Source organism: Lentzea tibetensis, from assembly GCF_007845675.1.
In the GTDB taxonomy this organism is placed as follows: Bacteria; Actinomycetota; Actinomycetes; order Mycobacteriales; family Pseudonocardiaceae; genus Lentzea; species Lentzea tibetensis.
The window spans coordinates 67030-89312 of sequence record NZ_VOBR01000017.1 but is presented as its reverse complement, the minus strand read 5'-3'; the positions used below and the strand labels follow the sequence as shown (position 1 = coordinate 89312).

The following is a 22283-nucleotide window of genomic DNA, read 5'->3' as shown; positions in this document are numbered from 1 at the left end:
TTCCCCTGATCCCCGACCGAGCGCGGTCACTGTAAGTCGCCAAACCGGGGGATTGCTCGTCGGCGACCAAGCTGTGATCACCCGATAGGCCGATTGGTCGGTAGGTTGCGGTCATGGGTAAGCCAGTCACCGTCGTCTGGGATCGGTCCTTCCTCGGCTACGACCTGGGCGGCGACCACCCGCTCAACCCCGTCCGCCTCGACCTGACCGTGCGGCTCGCCACCGGGCTCGGTGTGCTCGACGGCGTCGACGTCGTCAGCCCCGTCACCGCCACCGACGACGAGATCGAACTGGTCCACCGGCCCGGCTACCTGAGCGCCGTCCAAGCGGCGCCGACCGCCGGGTGGGACGTCGGACACGGGCTCGGCACCGCCGACAACCCCGTCTTCGACCACATGCACGAGGCGTCGGCGCTGGTCGTCGGAGGTTCGCTCACCGCGGCGCGTGCGATCGCGAGCGGCGAGGCCGACCGGGCCGTCAACATCGCGGGCGGCCTGCACCACGCCATGCCCGACCACGCCGCCGGGTTCTGCGTCTACAACGACTGCTCCGTCGCGATCGCGTGGCTGCTGCGCAACGGGTTCGACCGGATCGCGTACGTCGACGTCGACGTCCACCACGGCGACGGGGTGCAGACCGCCTTCTGGGACGACCCGCGAGTCTTGACCGTGTCGCTGCACCAGAACCCGATGAGTCTGTGGCCGGGCACCGGGTGGGCGCGCGAGGTCGGCGGCGAGGGAGCCGAGGGCACCGCCGTCAACGTCGCGCTGCCGCCGGGCACGAAGGACGGCGCCTGGCTGCGGGCGTTCCACGCGACGGTGCCCGCGCTGATCAACGCGTTCCAGCCGCAGGTGATCGTCACCCAGTGCGGAGCCGACACCCACAAGGAGGACCCGCTCGCCGACCTGCACCTGTCGGTCGACGGGCATCGGGCGATCTACCTCGCGTTGCGCGAGCTGGTGACCAGGCACGACGCCAAGTGGCTCGCGCTGGGTGGCGGCGGGTACGAACTGCTCAGGGTCGTGCCGCGCAGCTGGACGCACCTGCTCGCCACCGTCCTCGACCGCGATCTCGACCCCGACCTGCCGCTGCCCGCCGACTGGGTCGCGCACGCGACGCGCATCGCGCCCAACTGGCCGTTGCCTGCGTCGATGACCGATGGGTGCGACCCTGTGCACCAGCCGTGGGGCGGAGACGGCGACGACGCCGTCGACAAGGCCATCCGCGACACGCGACGCGCGGTCTTCCCGCTGCACGGACTGGACCCCGACGACCCGAGGGACTGACAGTGTCCGACCCGTACGACTACCCGAGGCACTGGGAAGCCGACGTCGTCCTGTCCGACGGTGGCACCGTCCACCTCAGACCGATCACGCCCGACGACGGCGAGGAGCTGCTCGAGTTCCACGGGCGGCTCTCCGAGCGGACCCGGTACTTCCGCTACTTCGGCCCGTACCCGCGCATCCCGCAACGCGACCTGGAACGATTCAGTACCGTTGATCACCAGGACCGGGTCGCCATCATCGCGCTCCTCGGCGACGACATCGTCGCCGTCGGCCGGTTCGACCGGCTCAACAAGGACGACAACGGCGACTCGGCCGAGGTCGCGTTCGTCGTCGAGGACGGCCACCAGGGCAGGGGACTGGGCTCGATCCTCCTCGAACACCTCGCCGCCGCCGCTCGCGAGGTCGGGCTGAGCAAGTTCGAGGCCGAGGTGCTCGCCGAGAACGGCCAGATGGTCCGCGTCTTCCGCGACGCCGGCTACCAGGTCAGTCGCGAGTTCGACGAGGGCGTCCTGCACCTCGAGTTCGCCATCGACCCCACCGACGAGTCCGTCGCCGTCGCCCGCGCCCGCGAACAGGCCGCCGAGGCGCGCAGCGTGCACAACCTGCTGCACCCGAGGTCCGTCGCCGTCATCGGCGCGTCGACCGACCCGACCAAGGTCGGGTACGCCGTGCTCACGAACCTGCTGTCCGCCGACTTCGAAGGCCCCGTCTACCCGGTCAACGCGGAACGCCGGAGCGTGCGCGGCGTGCGGGCGTACCCGTCGGTGCTCGACATCCCCGACGACGTCGACCTCGCCGTCGTCGCCGTCCCCGCCGCGAGCGTCGACGAGGTCATGGACGCCTGTCTCGCCAAGGGCGTGAAGGCACTCGTCGTCGTGAGTTCCGGATTCGGCGAAACAGGACCGCACGGCCTGAGCGCCGAACGCAGGCTCGCCGCCGAGGCCCGCGCGCACGGCATGCGCGTCGTCGGCCCGAACGCGCTCGGTGTGCTGAACAACGACCCCAAGGTCCGCCTCAACGCGACCCTCGCACCGAAGTTCCCGAACCGCGGCCGCGCAGGCTTCTTCTGCCAGTCCGGCGCGCTCGGCACCGCGATCCTCGCCAACGCCGCGTCACGCGGGCTCGGACTGTCCACTTTCGTCTCCGCGGGTAACCGCGCCGACGTCTCCGGCAACGACCTCCTCCAGTACTGGGAGACCGACCCGGCGACCGACGTCGTCCTGCTCTACCTCGAGTCGTTCGGCAACCCGCGCAAGTTCGCCCGCCTCGCCCGCAGGCTCGGCCGCACCAAGCCGATCGTCGCGGTCAAGTCCGGCCGCCACGCCGTCTCGCCCGCGCTCGCCGCCACCGGTGTGCCGGTTGACGAAGCAAGCGTGCAGGCCCTGTTCGAACAGGCGGGCGTGATCAGGGTCGAGTCGCTGGCCCAGATGTTCGACACCGCGCTCCTGCTCGCGCACCAGCCGTTGCCGAAGGGCTCGAAGGTCGCGGTCGTCGGCAACTCCACCGCCATCGGCGTCCTCGCCGCCGACACGCTCCTCGCGCAGGGTCTCGAACTCGCCTGGGGCCCGGTCGACGTCGGCGCGCAGGCCGACCCGATCGAGTTCGCCAAGGCCGTGCAGGAGGCACTGGACCGGCCGGACACCGACTCGCTCGTCGTCGTCTTCGTCCCGCCGCTCGCCGTTCCCGGTACGGCTTACGCCCGCGCGCTCAGGGAAGCCGTGTCGGGGCAGACGAAGCCGATCGTGTCGACGTTCCTCGCCGTCGAGGGCATCCCGGACGAGCTCGCGGTTCCCGGCACGGGACGCGGTTCCATCCCGAGCTACCCGAGTCCTGAACGCGCCGTGCTCGCGCTCGCCCGCGCCACCAGGTACGCCAGTTGGCGATCCAGGCCCCAGGGGCACTTCATCCGGCCCGACGGCATCGACACGGCGAAGGCCCGCTCCATTGTGGACGCGGTGCTCGCCGAGTTCGGCGACGGCGACGTGCGCGTCGACGACGAGACCGCCGTGCGCCTGCTCGCCTGCTACGGCATCGACGTCGTCCCGTTCCGGATCGTGCACTCGGCCGCGGAGGCCGTCGAAGCCGCCGTGGAACTCGGTTTCCCGGTCGCGATGAAATCCACCAGCGAACGCCTGCGCCACCGCACCGACCTGGTCGGCGTGCGCCTGGACGTGTCCGGCGCGGAGTCCGTCCGCGCCGCCTACGCGGACCTCGTCGAGCTCTCCGAACTGGACGGTGTCTACGTGCAGCGCATGGCCCCCAAGGGAATCTCGTGCACGCTCGGCCTCCAGGACGATCCCTCGTTCGGCGCACTCGTCTCATTTGGCTTGTCGGGACTCGTCAGCGACCTCCTCGGCGACCGGGCCTACCGGGCGGTACCCCTGACCGACACCGATGCCGCGTCACTGGTCCGCGCGCCCAAGGCCGCCCCGCTGCTCGCCGGCTACCGCGGTGACGAACCCGCTGACCTGGACGCTTTGCAGGATCTGGTACTCCGTTCGGCCGCGCTGGCCGAGGACCTTCCGGAGGTGCGGTGCCTGACCCTGGAGCCGGTGATGGCCTCCGCCGCCGGGGCGTACGTCAGCAGCGCGCAGATCACCGTGGGGTCGCGGCAGTCGCTGCACGACGTCGGCCCGCGACGCCTGCGTTGAGTTGTGGTAAATCTGAACTGAACTCAGGTTGCCTCGATTCCGTTGTCTCTATTCGAGACCGGGTATGGACATGCGTCCATCGGCCGCCTAGGTTTCCGGCATCGCCGACCGCTGGACCGCTGGACGAGGACGTCCGCGTACTCGCGTCGGCGCACGCCCACACAAGCAAGTCGAAGAGGGAGAGAATGACGCCCGCAGCGGTTCTTCGCCTGGTGGCCGGCACATGCGCGGCTCTGCTCGTTCTCGCCTCGTGCGGCAGCAGCGACCAGACGACCATCGTCGGCAAGGCGAGCGCTACCAACAAGCTCACCATCGCCGTCTCCTTCGACCAGCCGGGCATGTCGGTGCGTCGTCTCGACAACTCGTACAAGGGCTTCGACATCGACGTCGCCAAGTACGTCGCCAACGAGCTGGGCGTGTCCGAGACCAACATCGTCTGGAAAGAAGCGCAGACCGGTTCGCGCGAGACGCTACTGACGACCGGTGAGGTCGACATGGTCGTCTCGACCTACTCGATCACCGAGAAGCGCAAGGAGCTCGTCGACTTCGTCGGCCCGTACTTCGTCGCCGGCCAGGACCTCCTCGTGCGGATGAACGAGAGCCGCATCGAGGGCCCCAAGTCGCTCAACAGCACGCTGCGCCTCTGCTCCACGGCCGGTTCGACGTCCGCCGCCTACGTCCGCGACCAGTTCGCGAAGGATGTGCGGATGGTCGAGTACGCGAAGTTCAGCGACTGCGTCACGGCGCTGCTCGCGGACAACGTCGACGCGGTCACCACGGACGACGTCCTGCTGGCCGGTTACGCCGCGCAGAACCCCGAGCTGCTCCGGGTCGTCGGTGACCCGTTCAGCAAGGAGGAGTACGGCATCGGCATCCACCGCAACGACCCCAGCAGCAAGGCCAAGATCGTCGCGGCGGTCCGCAAGATGATCGACTCCGGTGCCTGGCGCAAGTCGCTCGAGGACAACATCGGATCCTCCGGCTACAAGATCCCCGAGCCGCCCCAGCTCAAGGACTGAATCCTTTGAACAGTGCCGAAGAGCACTGAACCGCCGCACGTTCCGTGACGTATGCTCACAAAACGTGAACCGCGTTACATCGCACCGCGCCGACCGCCCGGTCCGTGCCGGTGTACCCGACCACGGCAGGGTCCCCCGCTACTACGCGGTGAAGACGGAGCTCTTCGACCTCGTCGAGACACTCGGTGAGGGCACGGTCCTGCCGTCGGAGCGCGAGCTGGCGGAACGGTTCTCCGTCTCCAGGGTGACGCTGCGGCAGGCAGTGAGCGAGCTGGTGCTGGAGGGCAAGCTCATCCGCCGCCAGGGCAGCGGCACGTTCGTCGCGCCGCCGAAGCTCGTGCAGCCGCTGTCGCTCGTCAGCTACACCGAGGGCATGCGGCGCCAGGGCGTCGAGCCCAGCCGCAACGTGATCACGTGCGAACGCGTGACCGCCGACGAGCAGCTGGCGCGCGACCTGCTGCTCGAAGCGGGAGACCCGGTCTTCCACCTCGAACGCGTGCTCATCGCCGACGACGAGCGCATCGGCCTGGAGTCGACGTATCTTTCGGCCATCCGCTTCCCGCGCCTGCTCGACGTGCTGGACCCGACGACGTCGCTCTACGCGTGCCTCACCGAGAAGCTCGGCGTCGAGTTCCTGGACGCCGAGGAGCGCATCGAGACCGTGCTCGCCACGCCGCGCGAGGCGTTGCTCATCGGCACGAACCCGGCGCTGCCGATGCTGTTGCTGCACCGCGTTTCCTTCGACACGGACGGGCACCCGATCGAACGCGCCCGCTCGCTCTACCGGGGCGACCGGTTCAGCTTCATCGCCCGGCTGCACGCCGAGCGCTGACGTCGCGCCGTCCACAGAGGAACGCCCGCTCGGAGTTGTCGCCGACCAGCTCCAGCGCCCGGTCGTACTGCTCGACGGCCTCGGTGTCGCGGCCGAGCCGGGACAGCAGCTCCGCGCGCGTCGCGGGCAGGCGGTGGTGGCGGGGGAGCAGTTCGTCCAAGCCCGCCAACAGGTTCAGCGCCGCGCCCGGCCCCTGCCACTCGGCGACCGCGGCGGCGCGGTTGAGCCGCACGACGGGCGACCCGGTCAGGCGTTCCAGCTCCGCGTAGAGCACGGCGATGCGCTCCCAATCGGTGTCCGCGGCCTGTCGCGCGGTCGCGTGGTGCGCCGCGATCGACGCCTGGATCGCGTACGTGCCAAGGGAATTGGCCGCCAGCGCGCGGTTGAGCACCGCGAGCCCGTCCGCGATCTCGTTCCACCGCCACAGCTCGCGGTCCTGGTCCGCCAGCAGCACCAGCGCGCCGCCGTCGTCGAACCTGGCCAGCCTGCGCGCGTGCTGCAACATCATCAACGCCAGCAGCCCCAGCACCTCCGGCTCGCGCGGCAGCAGCTCGGCCAGCACGCGACCCAGCCGCACCGCCTCGGGTGCCAGCTCGGCCCGGTTCGCGTAGCCCTGGGTGAAGATGAGGTAGACGACCGCGAGCACGCCGTCGAGCCGCGTGGCCAGGTCGCCCGATTCCGGTACCCGGTAGGGGATGCCCGCCATCGCGATCTTCTTCTTGGCCCGGCCGATGCGGGCTGCCAACGTTGTCTCCGACACCAGGAACAGCCGCGCGATCTCCGGTGTCGTCAGGCCGCCGACGCACCGCAACGTCAACGCCACCCGCGACTCCTGCGCGAGCGCCGGGTGGCAGCAGGTGAAGATGAGCCGCAGCCGTTCGTCGGGTATCGCTGACATGTCAGCCATCTCGGGCTCACCTCCGTCCACCACGAGCAGCGGCATTCTGCGAGCGTTGCTCGCTTCCCTGCGCATGCGGTCGAGGGCGCGCCGCCGCGCGGTGGTCAGCAGCCAGGCGGCCGGATTGCTTGGCACACCGTCGTTCCGCCACGTGCGCACCGCGTCGGCGAACGCGTCCTGCAGCGCGTCCTCGGCCAGGTCCATGTCCCGGAACTGGCCGGTGAGCAGGGCGAGCAGGCGTGCCCAGTGTTCGCGGTACGCCTGCTCGACCCGATTTTGGATCATGTGGCTAGCCGGGCTCCGAAGCAGGTGCGAAAGGCCGCACCTCGACGATGTCCGCGGGGCAGGCCTTCGCGAACTCGAGCGCCTGGTCCAGATCCTTGGCCTCGACGATGTAGTAGCCGCCGATCTGCTCGGTCGTCTCCGCGTACGGGCCGTCCGTCAGCAGCGCCTCACCGTTGTTCCTGCGCACGGTCGTCGCGTTGGCGGACAGCGCGAGCTCCGCGCCACCCCGCATCGCGTCGTGCGCGTTGAGCAGCTCGACGAACTTGCCGTGCTCCGCGTACATGCGTGCCCGCTCGGCCTCGTCGGCCTCCGCCCAGTGCTTGTCGACTTGGTAGATGAGCAGTGCGTATTGCATGGCATCCTCCTCAGGCTCCGATCCGGCTACATCCATGACGCAGCGGCCACATCGAAATCGACAGCGGGTCACCAGAATCCTGATGGACGCGCGGAGGAACCGCCCGTTCGCACTCGTTTGTGACTCAAGTTGCGGAGGTACTGTTGTGGGACTACCCGGAGACCGCAACGGTGCGGAGGGAGCGGGGTGTGCCGTGACCTTCAAGGCCGAGTTCCTCGCTGAACTCGAGGACTGCCTGCGCGGCTATGGCGCCGTTCCGGTGAGCAACCCCGACGCGCTGGCGTTCTTCATCGAGTTCGTGCGGGCGATGCCCGACCACGACAAGCGCCTGCGCTGCCTGGAGGGGGTCGACCAGGGCTCGGGTTCGTTCTGGAACAACCCGGCGGTCTGGTGGGAGCAGGTTCCCCGGTTCGGCTCCGGACGGACCAAGTGCGGTGCGGCCGACTGCCGCAAGCTGCTCGACGACATGCTCGACGAGGCCATCAGCGACGAGATCGACGTGCTGGAGATGGAGATCCGCGAGCTCCCCAGTTGATCGGACACAGTTGATCGGACACAGTTGATCGGACACAGTTGATCGGACACAGTTGATCGGACACAGTTGATCGGACACAGTTGATCGGACACAGTTGATCGGACACAGTTGATCGGACACAGTTGATCGGACACAACTGGCGCCATGACCTGTTACGGCCATGGCGCCAGGGCACTCGTTGTGACTAGACGGCCAGCAACTGCTGGAAGAACACGCGGTACTGCTGCAGAGCGATCCTCAGGTCCTCGGTCTGCGCCTCACCCTGCGACCACTGCTGCTCGAGCGTCCGCTTGTGCTCCGCGAACGTGGTCGCCATCGCCTGCATCACCTCGGCGACGAGCTCGTCGGCCTGCTGGACGGCCGCGCGCGGGTCGTCGACGAAATCGGACTGCAGCGAACGCCAGTCGGTGCGGAACCGGTCGATGTCGTCGTTCTCGAACAGCGGAGTCCGTTGCGGCTCAGTGGTTTTCGGCGTGTCCACCACTGCGGGCGGCGTCTCCGCGACCGGCTCGTCGGCTACCGGCTCGTCGGCCACTTGCTCCTCGGCCATCGGCTCGTCGGCCTCTGGCCGGAAGTCGTCGGCCTCGGGCCGCAGGTCGTCCGGCGCCCGGTCGTGATCAGGCTGGTGCTGTTCCGGGAACTCGTCGGTCATGGGTTCGTCCGACCGCCGGTGTTCCGGGGTGAACTCCTGGTTCGCCAGGTCCTCGGTCGTGACGGCGTGACGCTCAGACATCGGTCTTCTCCCTGCGGACGCCGGTGTGGAGCAGGTCCTCGAACAGTGTGCGGTAGTGGACCATCGCGGTCCTCAGGTCCTCCGTGCCGGCTTCACCGATCTCCTCGCGTTCGGAGATGTCGTGCGCCGCACGGTAGTGCTCCAGCGTCTTCGCGTGCTCCACGGACAGCACGCTCAGCTGGGCCTCGTAGCCCTCGGTGGGGTAGCCGCGCTCGGCCATCAGATCGGTGACCAGTCGGTCCGCGTCCGTGACGGCCTTGGCCGGCGAGTCGACGAACTGCTCCTGCAGCGCGGCCCAGTGCCGCGCGTAGCTGTCGGCGGCGGTGGGGGTCAGGGGCTTCAGCTCGAACTCGGTGTGCTTCTTCTCGCGCGCGGCGAGTTCCTTCTCCGCGGCGGTCCGGTTGTCGCTGTCGGCCACGGTGCGGTCGTACTCCGGACCGAACCGGTCACGCAGCCGCTTGCGCTGCATGAACACCTTGGCTGCGATAGCGACCAAGACGAGTACGACCAGCACCGCGACCAACAGGATGATGACGCTGCCGGTTGACATCGAAAACCTCCTGTTGGCAAGGAGACTGATGTCGGTGGGCTTCCCGTAGTTGACGACGCACAAACGTCATCCCTTGACGCAGATTACCTGCTTCAGCTTCGCGACCACCTCGACGAGGTCGGACTGGTCCGCGATGACGGTGTCGATGTCCTTGTAGGCCCCAGGGATCTCGTCGACCACACCCGAGTCCTTGCGGCACTCCACACCGGCTGTCTGGGAACGCAGATCCGCGGTCGTGAACGTCTTGCGCGCCTTGTTGCGGGACATCCTGCGTCCCGCGCCGTGGCTCGCCGACTCGAACGACTCCGGGTTGCCCAGCCCGCGCACGATGTAGCTGCCGGTGCCCATCGAGCCCGGGATGATCCCGAGCTCACCGAGACCGGCGCGGATCGCGCCCTTGCGGGTCACCAGGACGTCCTCGCCGAAGTGGTGCTCCTCGGAAACGTAGTTGTGGTGACAGGAAATGGTGTCGTCGAACAGCACGTGCGGGAACTCGGCGCGCAGCACGTCGCACACCAGGCGCAGCATCACGCCGCGGTTGCGGCGCGCGTAGTCCTGCGCCCAGTACAGGTCGTGCCGGTACTCGGCCATCTCCGAGGTGCCCGCGAGGAACACCGCGAGGTCCGGGTCCGGGAGCTCGGCGTTGTGCGCGAGGCCCCGAGCGGTCGCGATGTGGTGCTGCGCGAGCTCGTTGCCGATCCCGCGCGAACCCGAGTGCAGCATGATCCACACCTGCTGCGACTCGTCCAGGCAGACCTCGAGGAAGTGGTTGCCGCCACCGAGCGTGCCCATCTGGTGCAGCGCCTTCTCCGCCCGCGCCTTGACGGCGGGCGTGAGGTCGTCGAACGCCTTCCAGAACGCGGGCCAGTCGCTCGCGTCACGGTCGGTGAACGCGGGCTGCCGGTGCTGGCCGAACCCGACGGGCACGACGGACTCCATGCGGCTGCGGAGGCCCCGCAGCGTCGCGGGCAGGTCGCTCGCGGTGAGCGACGTGCGCACGGCGGCCATGCCGCAGCCGATGTCCACACCCACCGCGGCGGGGGAGACGGCGTCGCGCAACGCGATCACCGACCCCACCGTCGCGCCCTTGCCGTAATGCACGTCCGGCATCACGGCGATGTGCTTCACGGCCCACGGCAGCGCGGAGATGTTCTGGAGCTGCTGCATGGCGAACGGCTCGACCTCGTCCGGTCGAGTCCACATGCGGATGTCCACGTTCTGTCCGCGGACGGTCGTTGCTGCCATGCGTCCAGGCTAGGTCGCGCAGGTCAGGGCCGCGAATGGATTATGCGGCTTCGCTCCACTGTGGACTCTTCTGGGAACTCTCGGCGGAGACGAACTCCCACGCGCCGGTCCGCACTTCTGCCTCCTCCCAGTCGCCGCCGATCTTCTCGACGAATCGGCGCACGAGCGCCAGGTCGTTCTCGTCGGCCACCAGGATGAGCTTGTCGTGCAGCGTCACCGACCCGCCGCCGAGCTTTTCGCGCGCTTCCGGGTCGTTCGCCAGCCCGGTGCGCAGTTGCTGCGCGGTGACGCCGGGGATCTCCGCCTGCACGGCGTCGGCCCTGGGCGAGGTGCGCGGCAGGAACTCGAACGTGAGAACGGATTCCTGGTTGAAGCGCTTGCGGACGGTGTCCGCGGTGTGCCGCAGGCCTGCCGTGCCCAGCCCGCGGACGTCGAACTTGCGGGAGCGCTCGTAGGTGGTCTGCTGGAGGCTGCTCGACCAGAAGACGCCGTCGAGCAGCGTGCTGCCGGTGGTGTGGCCGCCGTGGGTGGCGACGATGCCGCGCACCTCGGCGTCGAACCGGATCAGCCTGTTCTTCAGCCTCGGGTCGTCCGGGTCGGTGATGACCGAGGTGTTGTTGGTCGCGAAGATCTCCGGTGCGGGCTGCGGGGCCGCTGCGGCGGTGGCGCCACCCGCGCCGATCACGAGGGTCAGCGCGGTGGTCAGCACGGCTAGGCGCTTGGTCATGCGGCTCAACGTATTGGGCTCCTCGGTCGACTGTCGATCACTCGTTCCGGCCATCGGGCTCACCGTCCGTACTGGTAGGCGCGGATCACCGTCTGGTCGACGGTGTTGCCCGAGGCGTCACGCGCCGTGCCGCGCAGCGACACGAACCCGTCACCCGCCGGGTGCACGATCCGCGCCTTGTCCTCCGACACCGGGACGCTCGTCCACGTCCTGCCGTCGTCGAACGACGCGGACAGCTCGAGCGCGGTCACCGCACCCGCGTTCCCGTCGACGCGCACCGCGAGGTCGAACGGGCCCTCCGGCGCCCGGCCGCGCGAGTCGACCTTGCCGGACGTGCGCACGCACAGCAGCCGCTGCCCGTCGAACGTCCACGTGGCGTCCACGCGCGTGCCCAGCACCGAGAACCCCTGCGACCGGACGGCCGTGGTCGACAGCGTCAGCGGGCCGGGTGTGGCCGTGAACGTGCCGCCGCCCGGCTCGTCGGACCGCCCGATGACCACGCCGTCGCGGGACAACGTCGACGTGCCGGTGATGCGGCCCGAGCTGACCCCGTCCGACTCGCCCGCGGACGACGCGTCTCCGGGGGCGAACAGCGCGACGCCGAGGTCGACGGTGTCGCCGTGCCACACCACCGGGTTCGGCACCGGGCCGATCGGCGCGCGGTTCCACTCGTCGGTGAACGAGCCGCCGCGCGGGAACGAGCGCACGTGCTGCACGTACTCGTTGGACGTGCCGTCGGTGAGCGCCAGCGACTGCCGCCACGTCACGTCCGCGCCGGAGGTGAAGTACTCGGTGCGCGTGCCCGGCACCGGCACCGGCAGCTCGGTGAACCCGAGCGCCGTGTCGTCCCACGGCAGCGCGGCGCTGTCCGACCGCGTCGCCGACGCCGGCGCGCCCTGCACGTAGTACGACGCGCGCACCGAGGCGAGGTCGCGTGCCTCGAACGCGAGCGTCGACGGCACGCGATCCCGTTGCGCGAAAACGAGGTTGTAGACCGAGGCACCGTCGGTGAGCACCGGCCGGTAGGAGAACCCGAACACCCGGCCGGACTGCGCGGACGTCGGTGTCGCGTAGAGCGCGGTGCCCGCCGAGGCGAGGTAGGTCAGCGACTCCGTGCCGAACACCAGGCTCGCCTGGTAGGCGTTCAGCTTCGCCTTGCCCGCCTTCGCGGACACCGCCTTGGCGGCCTTCTCGTCCGCGACGACGGTCACCGGCGACGACACGGTGATGTTCGGCTTCGCGATGGCGGACGCGTACCGCTTGCCGTCCGTGGACGACTCGCTGAACCCGACGAGGTCGTAGCGGCCCTTGGGCAGGCGCAGCACCTCAGTGTCGCCGTCGAGGAACTTCAACCGGTGGTAAGTGCCGGTCGTGACGTTCACGAGCCCGCCGAACCAGCTCTCGTCGTCCTCGCCGCGCAGCACCCTGCGCACGGTCACGTCGTAGCTCTCCGGTTCGACGGACGCGCCCAGTGCGACCCGTGTCGTGGTGGTGCCGGACGTCGCCGTCAGCCAGCCGCTGAACAACCCGTCCACGCGCGGCGTGAACGTGAGGTCCACCGAGGCGGATCCACCGGCCGGCACGGTGAGTGTCCTGCCGGACAAGGCGATCACGTCCGGAGCGGTCAGGTTCAGGGTCATCGGTTCCGTGCCGGAGTTCGCGAAGGAGACCTTCCTGGTGACCGGTTTTCCGTTGCGCGGCCACGGAAAGCGGCCGAAGCTCACCGAGCCCGCCGTCGCGCGGACCTGCTGGGCGACCGCGCGGCCGATGTCGAGGCGCCCCGCGCCTTGCTGGTAGACGGTGAGATCGCGCAACGGCGTGGCCGCGTTCATCAGCGCGGCCTTCAGCTCGGACGCCTTCCAGGTCGGGTGCTGTTGTGCGAGCAGAGCGGCCGCTCCGGTCACGTGCGGTGTGGCCATCGACGTGCCGTTGGCGCTGGTGTAGCGAGCGTCCACCGGAGTGCCCATCGACGTGCCCGCCGCGCGTGCGGCGATGATGTCCGAGCCAGGCGCGGTGATGTCCGGTTTGAGCGCGTCGTCGCCGAGCCTGGGGCCCTGGCTGGAGAACCGGGACAGCTCGTCCCGCTTCGTGACGCTGCCGACGGCGAGCGCGAGGTCCGCCGAGGCCGGGTTGCCGACCTTGCGCGCCGCGCCCGAGTTGCCCGCGGCGACGACGAACAGGGTGCCGGACGCGGCGCTGATCCGGTTGAGCGCCAGGGAGAGCGGGTCCCTGCCGTCGGTGGGGCCGCCGCCGAGGCTCAGGTTGACGACGGTCGCGCCCTGGTCCGCGGCCCACTGCATGCCGGCGATGATCGCGTCCTCCTGGCAGTCGCCGTCGGTGCAGACCTTGCCGATCAGCAGCCGGGCGTCCGGGGCGACACCGGCGTACCTGCCCGCCGACGCGGTGCCCGTGCCGGCGATCGTGGACGCTGTGTGCGTCCCGTGACCGTTCTCGTCGGTCGTGGTCGTGCCGGTGAAGTCCTTGGCCCCGGCCACGTTCGCGAGGTCCGGGTGCGTCGCGTCGTAGCCGCCGTCGAGGTCGGCGACCGTCACGCCCTTGCCGGTGAACCCGGCCTGCCAGGCGGCGGGTGCGCCGATCTGCGCGTTGCTGACGTCGTCGACAAGATGTGCTTTGCCGTTGAGCCAGATCCGCGAGAACTGACGCGTTTTCCACAGTCCGGTGAGGTCGGACTTCCGCGCCAGAACGGAACTTCCGCCCAGAACCGGCAGTTCCCGCACCACCGAGGCCGTGACCGCGCCGGTGACGATGAGCGGCAGGTCGGGGCGGGAGTCATCGAAGCCATCGCGGGCGAGCGCGGTGACGTTGAACAGCCGCGGGTCGAGTCGTCCGGACGTGAGCAGCGGCGCCGCGTCCGACGGGACCACGGTGAGCTCGCCTGCCACCCGCGAGGTGTGGAACGTGATGTCCGCGCGACCCTGACCTGGGACGATGCGCGGATGGTCGCCGAGCACGACCCGGTCGCCGGTGACGAGTGTGACGACCTGCCCGCCTGGTTCAGGCTTGGCTGCTGGCGCGGCCTGCGCGACAGCGCAGAACCCCACGACCAGTGCCAGCACGACAGCGCTGGCAACCGTTCGCCGACGCATGCATCCTCTATTCGCAGAAGGAGATACAGCGGCGGCAACGATGACCTTATCGTCGGTTGACACGGAGGGTAAACGTGAGAATCCTTCGTCTCATGGACCGCGTGTGCGTGATCGGGGCAGGCTCGTCGGGTATCGCCGCATGTCAGGTGCTGTCCGCACGAGGAATCGGCTTCGACTGCTTCGAGACGGGTTCCGAAATCGGCGGTAACTGGCGTTACCTCAACGACAACGGCATGTCGTCGGCGTATCGGTCGCTGCACATCAACACGTCGCGGCAGCTCATGGAGTACAAGTCGTTCCCGATGCCGGAGAGCCTCCCGGCATACCCGAGTCACTTCCAGATCGCCGAGTACTTCGACGACTTCGTGAAGCACCACGGTTTCCGCGACCGCATCGCGTTCCGCACCGAGGTGACGAAGGTCGAGCCGCTGGATGAGGGCTTCCGCGTCACCACGAGGGAAATGGACACCGGCGCCGAAACGGACGCCGTGTACGGGCACGTGATCGTCGCCAACGGCCACCACTGGTCGCCGCGGATGCCCGAGCCCGCGTTCCCCGGTTCGTTCACCGGAACGCAGGTGCACGCGCACGACTACAAGACGCCCGAGGGGTTCGAGGGCAAGCGGGTGCTGGTGCTCGGCATCGGCAACTCGGCGTGCGACCTCGCGGTCGAGACCTCCCGTGTCTCCGATCGCACGTTCCTCGCGATGCGCCGGGGCGCGCACATCGTGCCCAAGTACCTGTTCGGCATGCCGACCGACCAGCTGACGACGTCGTGGCTCGCGTCGAAGACGCCGTTCTGGTTCCAGCGCCTCAGCTTCCAGCTCATGCTGCGGCTCGCGCGCGGCAAGGTCACCGACTACGGCCTGCCGCGGCCGGACCACAAGGTGCTGCACGCGCACCCGACCGTGTCCGACGACCTGCTGACCAGGCTCGGCCACGGCGACATCACCGTGAAGCCGAACATCGAGCGCTTCGACGGCGACACCGTGCACTTCACCGATGGCAGCACCGAGCAGGTCGACGTCGTCATCTACTGCACCGGCTACAAGATCGACCTGCCGTTCCTGCCGGACTCGGTCGTCTCCGTGCGGGACAACGAGGTCTCGCTGTACCGGCGGGTCGTCGACCCGGCCCACCGCGGCCTGTACTTCCTCGGACTCATCCAGCCGCTCGGCGCGATCATGCCGCTCGCGGAGGCGCAGGCGGAGTGGATCGCCGACCTCGTCTCGGGTCGCGCCGCGCTGCCGTCGCGCGCGGACATGGACGCCGAGATCACCAGCTACCGCAAGGGTTTGCACGCTCGGTACGTGACGTCGAAGCGGCACACGATCGAGGTCGACTTCTTCGACTACCAGAGCCAGCTCGCCGCCGAACGACGCGCAGGCGCCCGCCGAATCCAAAGTGGCGAAGCGCCGTCTCAACCGGCTCGATAGGAGGGACCGCTCCCACTCACGTGCCATAGTCGGTCACGTGACTCGCATGCTCGCCGCCGGCCGGGACGACCGCGCCTCCACCGTCGGCGCGGTCGTCACCCTGCTGGTGGCTCTGCTCCTCGCACCACCTGCCTCGGCGACTGCGCTTGCCTGTGAGGACATGGACGTCGCGGGCACCCGGTCCGAGCTGTGCACGTCCGGCTCGCCGACGGTGCTCGTGCTGGTGCCCGGCGCCGGGTACAACTCGACCTACTGGGACTTCCCGTACCAGCCCGAGAAGTACTCGTTCCAGCGCGCGATGAACCGCTCCGGCTTCGCCACGGTGACGTTCGACCGTCTCGGCACCGGCCGCAGCAGCGTCCCGCTGGGTGTCACGGTCACGTCGACGCGACAGGCCGCCGTTCTGCACGAGGTCGTGCAGTCGTTGCGGGACAAGGGGTACCGCCGCGTCGTGCTGGTCGGTCACTCGATGGGCTCGGTCGACGCGATCTTCGAGGCGGGCACGTACCACGACGTCGACGGCGTGGTGCTGACCGGTTTCACGCACCAGCTGGACGTGGCGAACGTCGCGGACGGTTTCCGGCGGCACTCGTACCCGGCTCCGCTCGACCCGAAGTTCCCCGGCTACGACCCTGGCTATTTGTCGACGCGGCCGGGGCACCGCGCGGAGATGTTCTACTTCCCCGGCTCGTACGACCCGCACGTGGTGTCGCTCGACGAGCAGACCAAGGACGTGTTCTCGGCGGCCGAGATGGCCGACGGCATGGCGCTCGGGATCATCGCCCCGTACTCGGCGGCGATCACCGTTCCCGTGCTGGTGGTCGCGGGAGGCGAGGACACGTTGTTCTGCGGCAACGGTTGCACGTCGCAGGAGGCACTGTTCTCGCTGGAGCGCCCGTACTTCGTGTCGTCGCCGGACGTGCGGCTGCACCTGCGGCGGGGTGTCGGCCACAACCTGAACCTGCACCTCGACGCGGAGCAGGTTCAGGCCGTGGTGCGCGACTGGCTCAACGGCTGAGGTCGCGGTAGGCCCGCACGGACAACGGCCAGAAAACCGCGATCAGCAGCAGCGGCCACGCGACGGCGAGCAGCAGCGCGTGTTGCGCGGCCCACGAGTCGCCGCCGACACCGGGGTTGCCGAACAACTCCCGGCATGCCGCTACCGTCGACGACAGCGGGTTCCACTCCGCCACGATCCGCAGCCAGCCCGGCATCAGCTCGGGCGAGACGAACGTGTTCGCGAACATCGTCAGCGGGAACAACAACATCCACGACGCCTGCGCCGCCTCGGGCTTGAGCGCGAGCCCGAAGTAGATGCCGACCCAGATCAACGCGAACCGCAGCCACAGCAGCAACCCGACCGCGGCCAGCAGCCCGCCGACGCCGGTGTGCCAGCGCCAGCCGATCGCCAGCCCGCACAGCACCAGCACGACGATCTCGATGAACGAGTTGACGAGGTCCGCGATGCTGCGCCCGGCGACCACCCCGGTCTGCGACATCGGCGACGCGCGGAACCGGTCCGTGACGCCGCGGTCCGCGTCGAGCGACACCACCATCAGCGTGGCGGCGGTGCCGAACGCGACGGCCTGGCCGAGCATGCCGGGCAGCAGGAACTCCCGGTAGTCGCCTCCGCCGTACACGCTCATCGCGCTGCCGAAGACGAACGCGAAGATCAGCACTGACACGATCGGGTAGAGGAGGCCGGACAGGACTCTGACCGGTTGGCGGACCCAGTGGATGAGGTCGCGCTTGGCGACCACGTACGTGTCGACGAACGTGTAGGTGGTCATGGCGCCGCCTTGAGGCTGGTGGGGTCGAGGGTCACCCGTGTGGGTGTCGTGACGAGGTCGTCGGCTGGGTGCGCGACGACTTCGTCGGCGTTGGTGGGCATGTGGGGTGTCAGGTCGTGGGCGGCTCGCCCGAGTGCGACGACGTCGTCGGTGGCAGCGGTGACGACGTCGTCGGTCGTGTTCGCGATGACTGCGTCGGCGATGCCGTCGGATGTGTGCGACGGGGTCGTCGGTGTGGGATGGGCGTGAACGGCCCGTTCACGTGCGGCGACGAAGTCGTCGGCGGTGTGTGCGACGACTTCGTCGGCGACACCGCCTGAGATGCGCGCGACGAGGTCGTCGGTAGTAGCGGTGACGACCTCGCCGGTCGTGTTCGCGACGACTTCGTCGGCGATGCCGTCGGATGTGTGCGCGACGACTTCGTCGGTGCGGGAGTGAGCGTGAACGGCCCGTTCGCTTGCGGCGACAAGGTCGTCGGCCGGCTCTGCGACGACTTCGTCGGTGGCGCCGTCGAATGTGTGTGCGACGAGGTCGTCGGTGCGAGGGTGGGCGTGAACGGCCCGTTCACGTGCGGCGACGAAGTCGTCGGCCGGCTGTGCGACGACGACTTCGACGACGTCGTCGTCGGCGGTTGTGACTCGTCGGGTCGTGAGGTCGCGGGTGGCTCGTGTGGGTGCGACGACGACGACGTCGGTGTGGGGGAGCGCGTGAACGGCCCGTTCGCGGGTCGCCCGTGCGGCGACGAAGTCGTCGGCGAGTGCGCGGGTGGTCATCACGCCGCCCGGTGGCCGGTGAGTGCGAGGAACACCTCGTCGAGCGTGGGTCTGCGCAGGGCGATGTCCTCGGCCTCGACGCCGGCGTCGGCGAGTGCGCGGGTCACTCGGGTGAGTGCGGCGACGCGGTCGTCGACGGCGACGCTGACGCGGTAGTTGTCGGGATCGACCTCGGCGGCCGGGCCGAGCAGGCGGGCGGTGGTGGGGAGGTCGTCGGCGTCGCGCACGACGACCTCGATCCGGTCGCCGCCGAGTTTCGACTTCAGCTGGTCGGGCGGGCCGTCGGCGACGACCTTGCCGGTGTCGAGCACGACGATCTGGTCGGCGAGCTGGTCGGCCTCGTCGAGGTACTGGGTGGTGAGCAGGACCGTCGTCCCTGCCGCGACCAGGCGTTTCACCTCGCGCCACACCTCGCCGCGGTTGCGCGGGTCCAGGCCGGTCGTCGGCTCGTCCAGGAACATCACCTGCGGCGCCATGATGAAGCTCGACGCCAGGTCCAGGCGTCTGCGCATGCCGCCGGAGTACGCCTTGGCGCGCTTGTCGGCGGCGTCGGTGAGGCCGAACTGCGCCAGCAGCTCGTCCGCGCGCTGCTCCGCGACCTTCCGGCTCAGGTGGTAGAGCCTGCCCCACATCACCAGGTTCTCCCGGCCGGTGAGGACATCGTCAACTGTCGACTGTTGACCGTTCAGGCCGACCCGGTGCCGCACCTGCACGGCGTCGCGGACGACGTCGAAGCCGGCGACCTCGGCGCGGCCGCCGTCGAGTTTGAGGAGCGTCGAGAGGATGCGGACGGCCGTCGTCTTGCCCGCGCCGTTCGGGCCGAGCAGGCCGCACACCGTGCCCGCCGGCACGGCCAGGTCGATCCCGTCGAGCGCGGGTTTCTTGGCGAAGCTCTTGCGAAGGCCTTCTGCGAGCACCGCGTGGCCCATGTCCACCCCCATGAACTGTGTACGTCATATACTCAGGTGTACTTCATACACAGTTCTAGGATTCGGAGGCAAGAGGTTTCGAGGGGAGCGGTGTGAAGCAGGAGGATCCGGAGCGCGGCGTCCGGTTGTTGTGGGATGCGCCGTCGGAGCCGTCACGGGGACCCAAGCCGGCGCTCAGCCTCGCCCGCGTCGTCGCGGCCGGCATCGAGGTCGCGGACGAGGAGGGGCTCGACGCGCTCACCATGCGCCGGGTCGCCGAGCACCTCGGCTTCACGACGATGTCGCTCTACCGGTACGTCCCCGGCAAGGCCGAGCTGCTCGACCTCATGCTCGACGCCGCCGCTGGTGAGATGGAGCTGACCAGCGGACCGTGGCGGCAGGGGCTGGAGCTCTACGCGCGGCAGAGCTGGGACGTGTACCGGGCGCACCCGTGGACGGTGCAGCTGTCCGGGACCCGGCGCACGCCCGGACCCAACACGCTGGCGACGTTCGAGGCCGCGCTGGCCGTCGTGTCCGAGCTCGGGCTGTCCGGCGCGGAGATGTCGGCGGTCGTCACCCTGGTCGGGCAGTACGTCGACGGCGTCGCGCGGAAGATGGCCGAGCGGGTCCGAGAGGAGCGCGACACCGGCGTCACCGAAGAGGTGTGGTGGTCCAAGCGGGCCGCGGTGTGGGAGAACCTCACGCCGGACCGGTTCCCGATGATGACGCACGTGTACCTGAGCGGCGGGTTCGAGGACCCGCTGGACGAGTTCGAGTTCGGGCTGGCGAGGGTGCTGGACGGGATCGCCTCGTTCATCGAGGCGGAAGACCGCCCGGTGACGCCGTTGTCGACGTGCGAGGAGCCCGGCTAGCGGTCGTTCGGTGCGCAGGGACCCGCGCCCTGCGGCCAGCACGAGGGACCGCGCCCTGTCGACGCGATCGCCGTGCTGCGCAGGATGTCACCCAATGGTGTCTGTCTGACGTTGCCCAGCGACGTCCATCGGGCGAACACGCACGGCCACACGTCACCGGTGGGCGACACCGCGACGGCACCGTGTCCGCACCGCCCGCACAACTGGTCGGGCGCCGGAGTCGCCGACGACGCGCCGCGCCCGACGCCGCGCATCGAGTCGGATCCGATCTGCCTGACCCCGAGCGAACGGAGCTCGATGCGCGCGGCCTGCGTGCGCTGCGAGGAGACGTCGACGACGCCGACGCGCAACGGGATGGCGCGGTCCAGTGCCTCGACGATGTTGGCCTTGGTGCGGGCGTGGCTGCCGCGGCCGCCGGTGATGGCGTCGTGTTCGCGGGCGCTGTCGGAGTAGTAGCTCGTCGCGAGCCGGACGCCGGGCTGTTCGAACGTCTCCCACAGTTTCCGGGAGACGTGCACGAGATTGCTGAACACCTCGACGTGCAGTTGCCGGGCGAGTGCGTGCTCCATCAGTGAAGGCAAATCCCGGTGCAATGTCGGTTCGCCGCCGATGAACTGCACTCCGCTTCCGCCGAGATCGGCGATCTGGTCGATGACGCATAACCATTCGGCGGTCCGCATTGTGCCGTGCGTGCCGCCGGGACCGGACTCCGCGTAGCAGTGTGCGCAGGTCAGCTGGCACTTTCCGGTGATCTCCAGCCAGGCGAATTCGAGATCCGTCATGTCGCGCTCCCCTTGACGTCGCCACGCGGTAGCCATTCTGCTACGGATGGTATTAGAAGGGGTTGACGTTTTTGCATTTCGTCGGCGTTGATGTTGGATCAATGACATGTTCTCGATTCGACACCTGCGATGAAGCGCGAGTTTCGCGGCCGTTGCTCGACGGCGACGAGTTCGGGCAGATGTGGTTGTTCGACACCGGCTCAGCCGGTCGGCGGGCGCCTCACCGTCCGGTTCAGCCGACTAGCAGCAGCCGACTAGCAACAGCCGCAGTCGCAGCACTCGTCACCCATCCTGATCACCTCCCTCCGGGCACCACACGCCCGGCGCGATGTCCGGGCACTGACCCCCTGGCAGTGCCCCGACCATCCGCACCAGCTCCGCGCGCAGAACGGTGAGCCGCGCGATCTCCGAGTCGAGCTCGGTGATGTGCCTGTGCAGCAACACTTCCGCGGGCTCGCACGGGCACACGCCGGTGTCGCGCACGGCGAGCAGCTCGGCGATCTCGCGCAGCTTCAGCCCGAGGCGCTGACAGCCCTGGATGAACCGGATGCGGTCGGCGGCGTCCTCGGAGTACTGGCGGTACCCGGACGGCGTGCGCGGCGGCGGGGCGAGCAGCCCGGTGCGCTCGTAGTAGCGCACGGTGTCCGGCCGCACCCCGGCCCGTTCGGCGAGCTCGGCGACTCTCATGCGGTCCACGCTAAACCTTGGACCGCACTCCAAGGTCAAGCCTCAGACGCGGACCGGGGTCTCGTCGATGGTGAACGTCCCGTCGGGGTAGCGGTCGGCGAGCAGCTTGCGGGTGTGCTCGGCCTCGCCGCGGGTGAGGAACGTCCCGTACACGTGCGGCTCCGGCCCGAACGCGAGGCCGAGCACGACGTAGATGTGCCGGTAGCGGATGCGGTCCTCGGCGGGCATGGGCGCGGCCTGGGTGGTGACGCAACCGGGCTGGCCGCGGTCGTGGTACTCGTGCCACCCGATGGCCTGCGCGACGACGTAGTCGATACCGCCGCTGCCGTCGTCGAGGATGAAGTAGCGGCAGCCGAGGTCGAACTCGCTGGACTCCGGGTCGAAGTAGGTGATCCCCGGTGTCTCGCTCTGGATCCGGTCGCGTTCGGACGGTGTCGCGCACCGGATGTGCAGCCCGTTGTAGTTGCTCTGCAGCTTCATCACCGACACGGCTTTGAAGTGCACGTCCACGCGTGTCCAGACGGAACCGCCGTCGCAGCGCAGCAGCAGCTGGTTGTGGCTGGGTGTGTAGTCCCACCACTGGAACTTGCGGTGTGAGCGGAAGATCTCGGCGCCCGCGACGAGCTGGTCGCTGCGATCGAGCCAGACGTTGATCGACACGGCGCACAGGAATACCAGTGCGAGCCCGACTTCGCAGTGTGTGTCTCAATTGGACTGAAGGCCGGACCACCTGCGTCCGTCCACAAGGGTCGGTGGAACGGTCACCGCGGGCGGCGTCCACCTGTCGCGCAACGGACCGCTCGGCAGCAGCA

At 69.1% G+C, this 22283-nt stretch carries 21 protein-coding genes; 8 read left to right on the top strand and 13 right to left on the bottom strand.

Features of this window, described 5'->3' with window-relative positions; genetic code table 11:
• The first annotated feature begins 113 nt into the window (after window positions 1-113).
• From FKR81_RS25620 to FKR81_RS25605, 4 genes are all read left to right on the top strand, one after another.
• Window positions 114-1286, top strand: a complete 1173-nt coding sequence (locus FKR81_RS25620) for an acetoin utilization protein AcuC (protein WP_146355222.1) — start codon at window positions 114-116, stop codon at window positions 1284-1286.
• Window positions 1283-3937: a bifunctional acetate--CoA ligase family protein/GNAT family N-acetyltransferase gene (locus FKR81_RS25615; RefSeq protein WP_146355448.1), complete on the top strand. Its 2655-nt coding sequence runs from the start codon at window positions 1283-1285 to the stop codon at window positions 3935-3937. Before FKR81_RS25620 ends, FKR81_RS25615 begins: the two co-directional genes overlap by 4 nt.
• Before the next feature lie 185 nt (window positions 3938-4122).
• Window positions 4123-4956, top strand: coding sequence for a glutamate ABC transporter substrate-binding protein (locus FKR81_RS25610; RefSeq protein ID WP_146355220.1), 834 nt, complete (start codon window positions 4123-4125; stop codon window positions 4954-4956).
• Between the two features lie 64 nt (window positions 4957-5020).
• A complete protein-coding gene (locus FKR81_RS25605; RefSeq protein ID WP_146355217.1) occupies window positions 5021-5788 on the top strand; it encodes a GntR family transcriptional regulator in 768 nt (255 codons plus the stop codon).
• Here the strand turns inward: FKR81_RS25605 and FKR81_RS25600 are convergent.
• Window positions 5760-6971 carry an RNA polymerase sigma factor gene (locus FKR81_RS25600; RefSeq protein ID WP_146355215.1) on the bottom strand — a complete coding sequence of 404 codons (1212 nt, stop codon included), beginning with the start codon at window positions 6969-6971 and terminating at the stop codon, window positions 5760-5762. The two genes, FKR81_RS25605 and FKR81_RS25600, sit on opposite strands and share 29 nt — an antisense overlap.
• A 4-nt stretch (window positions 6972-6975) precedes the next feature.
• Window positions 6976-7326 (bottom strand): YciI family protein, encoded by a 351-nt coding sequence (locus FKR81_RS25595; protein WP_186763168.1) that lies wholly within the window; start codon window positions 7324-7326, stop codon window positions 6976-6978.
• A 193-nt stretch (window positions 7327-7519) separates the two neighbouring features.
• On the opposite strand from FKR81_RS25595, the gene FKR81_RS25590 reads away from it, so the two are divergent.
• The gene (locus tag FKR81_RS25590; protein ID WP_146355211.1) at window positions 7520-7861 is read left to right on the top strand and encodes a hypothetical protein; all 342 of its coding nucleotides are present in this window, start codon (window positions 7520-7522) and stop codon (window positions 7859-7861) included.
• Between the two features lie 184 nt (window positions 7862-8045).
• Here the strand turns inward: FKR81_RS25590 and FKR81_RS25585 are convergent, their stop codons facing one another.
• From FKR81_RS25585 to FKR81_RS25565, 5 genes are all read right to left on the bottom strand, one after another.
• Window positions 8046-8594 carry a hypothetical protein gene (locus tag FKR81_RS25585; RefSeq protein ID WP_235921764.1) on the bottom strand — a complete coding sequence of 183 codons (549 nt, stop codon included), beginning with the start codon at window positions 8592-8594 and terminating at the stop codon, window positions 8046-8048.
• Window positions 8587-9144 carry a hypothetical protein gene (locus FKR81_RS25580; protein ID WP_146355209.1) on the bottom strand — a complete coding sequence of 186 codons (558 nt, stop codon included), beginning with the start codon at window positions 9142-9144 and terminating at the stop codon, window positions 8587-8589. Before FKR81_RS25580 ends, FKR81_RS25585 begins: the two co-directional genes overlap by 8 nt.
• A 66-nt stretch (window positions 9145-9210) precedes the next feature.
• A complete protein-coding gene (locus tag FKR81_RS25575) occupies window positions 9211-10389 on the bottom strand; it encodes an RtcB family protein (protein ID WP_146355207.1) in 1179 nt (392 codons plus the stop codon).
• 40 nt (window positions 10390-10429) lie between these two features.
• Window positions 10430-11116: a hypothetical protein gene (locus FKR81_RS25570; RefSeq protein ID WP_146355205.1), complete on the bottom strand. Its 687-nt coding sequence runs from the start codon at window positions 11114-11116 to the stop codon at window positions 10430-10432.
• A 59-nt stretch (window positions 11117-11175) separates the two neighbouring features.
• On the bottom strand, window positions 11176-14223 hold the full coding sequence (locus FKR81_RS25565) for a S8 family serine peptidase (RefSeq protein ID WP_146355203.1): 3048 nt from the start codon (window positions 14221-14223) through the stop codon (window positions 11176-11178).
• A 74-nt stretch (window positions 14224-14297) separates the two neighbouring features.
• Between FKR81_RS25565 and FKR81_RS25560 the strand changes: the two genes are divergently transcribed.
• Window positions 14298-15659 (top strand): NAD(P)-binding domain-containing protein, encoded by a 1362-nt coding sequence (locus FKR81_RS25560; protein WP_235921763.1) that lies wholly within the window; start codon window positions 14298-14300, stop codon window positions 15657-15659.
• A gap of 46 nt (window positions 15660-15705) precedes the next feature.
• Window positions 15706-16677, top strand: a complete 972-nt coding sequence (locus tag FKR81_RS25555; RefSeq protein WP_235921774.1) for an alpha/beta hydrolase — start codon at window positions 15706-15708, stop codon at window positions 16675-16677.
• Here the strand turns inward: FKR81_RS25555 and FKR81_RS25550 are convergent.
• The 3 genes from FKR81_RS25550 to FKR81_RS25540 are packed head-to-tail and all read right to left on the bottom strand — an operon-like array spanning window position 16667 to window position 19163.
• The gene (locus tag FKR81_RS25550; protein WP_146355199.1) at window positions 16667-17449 is read right to left on the bottom strand and encodes an ABC transporter permease; all 783 of its coding nucleotides are present in this window, start codon (window positions 17447-17449) and stop codon (window positions 16667-16669) included. The two genes, FKR81_RS25555 and FKR81_RS25550, sit on opposite strands and share 11 nt — an antisense overlap.
• On the bottom strand, window positions 17446-18222 hold the full coding sequence (locus FKR81_RS25545; RefSeq protein ID WP_146355197.1) for a hypothetical protein: 777 nt from the start codon (window positions 18220-18222) through the stop codon (window positions 17446-17448). The genes FKR81_RS25550 and FKR81_RS25545 overlap by 4 nt, the downstream gene beginning before the upstream one ends.
• Complete coding sequence (locus FKR81_RS25540) at window positions 18222-19163, bottom strand: ATP-binding cassette domain-containing protein (protein WP_235921762.1); 942 nt, start codon at window positions 19161-19163, stop codon at window positions 18222-18224. Before FKR81_RS25540 ends, FKR81_RS25545 begins: the two co-directional genes overlap by 1 nt.
• 80 nt (window positions 19164-19243) lie before the next feature.
• On the opposite strand from FKR81_RS25540, the gene FKR81_RS25535 reads away from it, so the two are divergent.
• On the top strand, window positions 19244-20002 hold the full coding sequence (locus tag FKR81_RS25535) for a TetR/AcrR family transcriptional regulator (protein ID WP_146355195.1): 759 nt from the start codon (window positions 19244-19246) through the stop codon (window positions 20000-20002).
• On the opposite strand, the gene FKR81_RS25530 is transcribed toward FKR81_RS25535, so the two are convergent.
• The 3 genes from FKR81_RS25530 to FKR81_RS25520 form a co-directional block, all read right to left on the bottom strand.
• Entirely contained in the window at window positions 19999-20784 is a 786-nt protein-coding gene (locus FKR81_RS25530) for a radical SAM/SPASM domain-containing protein (RefSeq protein ID WP_186763167.1), read from the bottom strand. The genes FKR81_RS25535 and FKR81_RS25530 overlap by 4 nt on opposite strands.
• 282 nt (window positions 20785-21066) lie before the next feature.
• A complete protein-coding gene (locus FKR81_RS25525) occupies window positions 21067-21471 on the bottom strand; it encodes a heavy metal-responsive transcriptional regulator (RefSeq protein ID WP_146355193.1) in 405 nt (134 codons plus the stop codon).
• A 42-nt stretch (window positions 21472-21513) separates the two neighbouring features.
• Window positions 21514-22131 carry a hypothetical protein gene (locus tag FKR81_RS25520; RefSeq protein ID WP_146355191.1) on the bottom strand — a complete coding sequence of 206 codons (618 nt, stop codon included), beginning with the start codon at window positions 22129-22131 and terminating at the stop codon, window positions 21514-21516.
• Window positions 22132-22283: the final 152 nt, after the last annotated feature.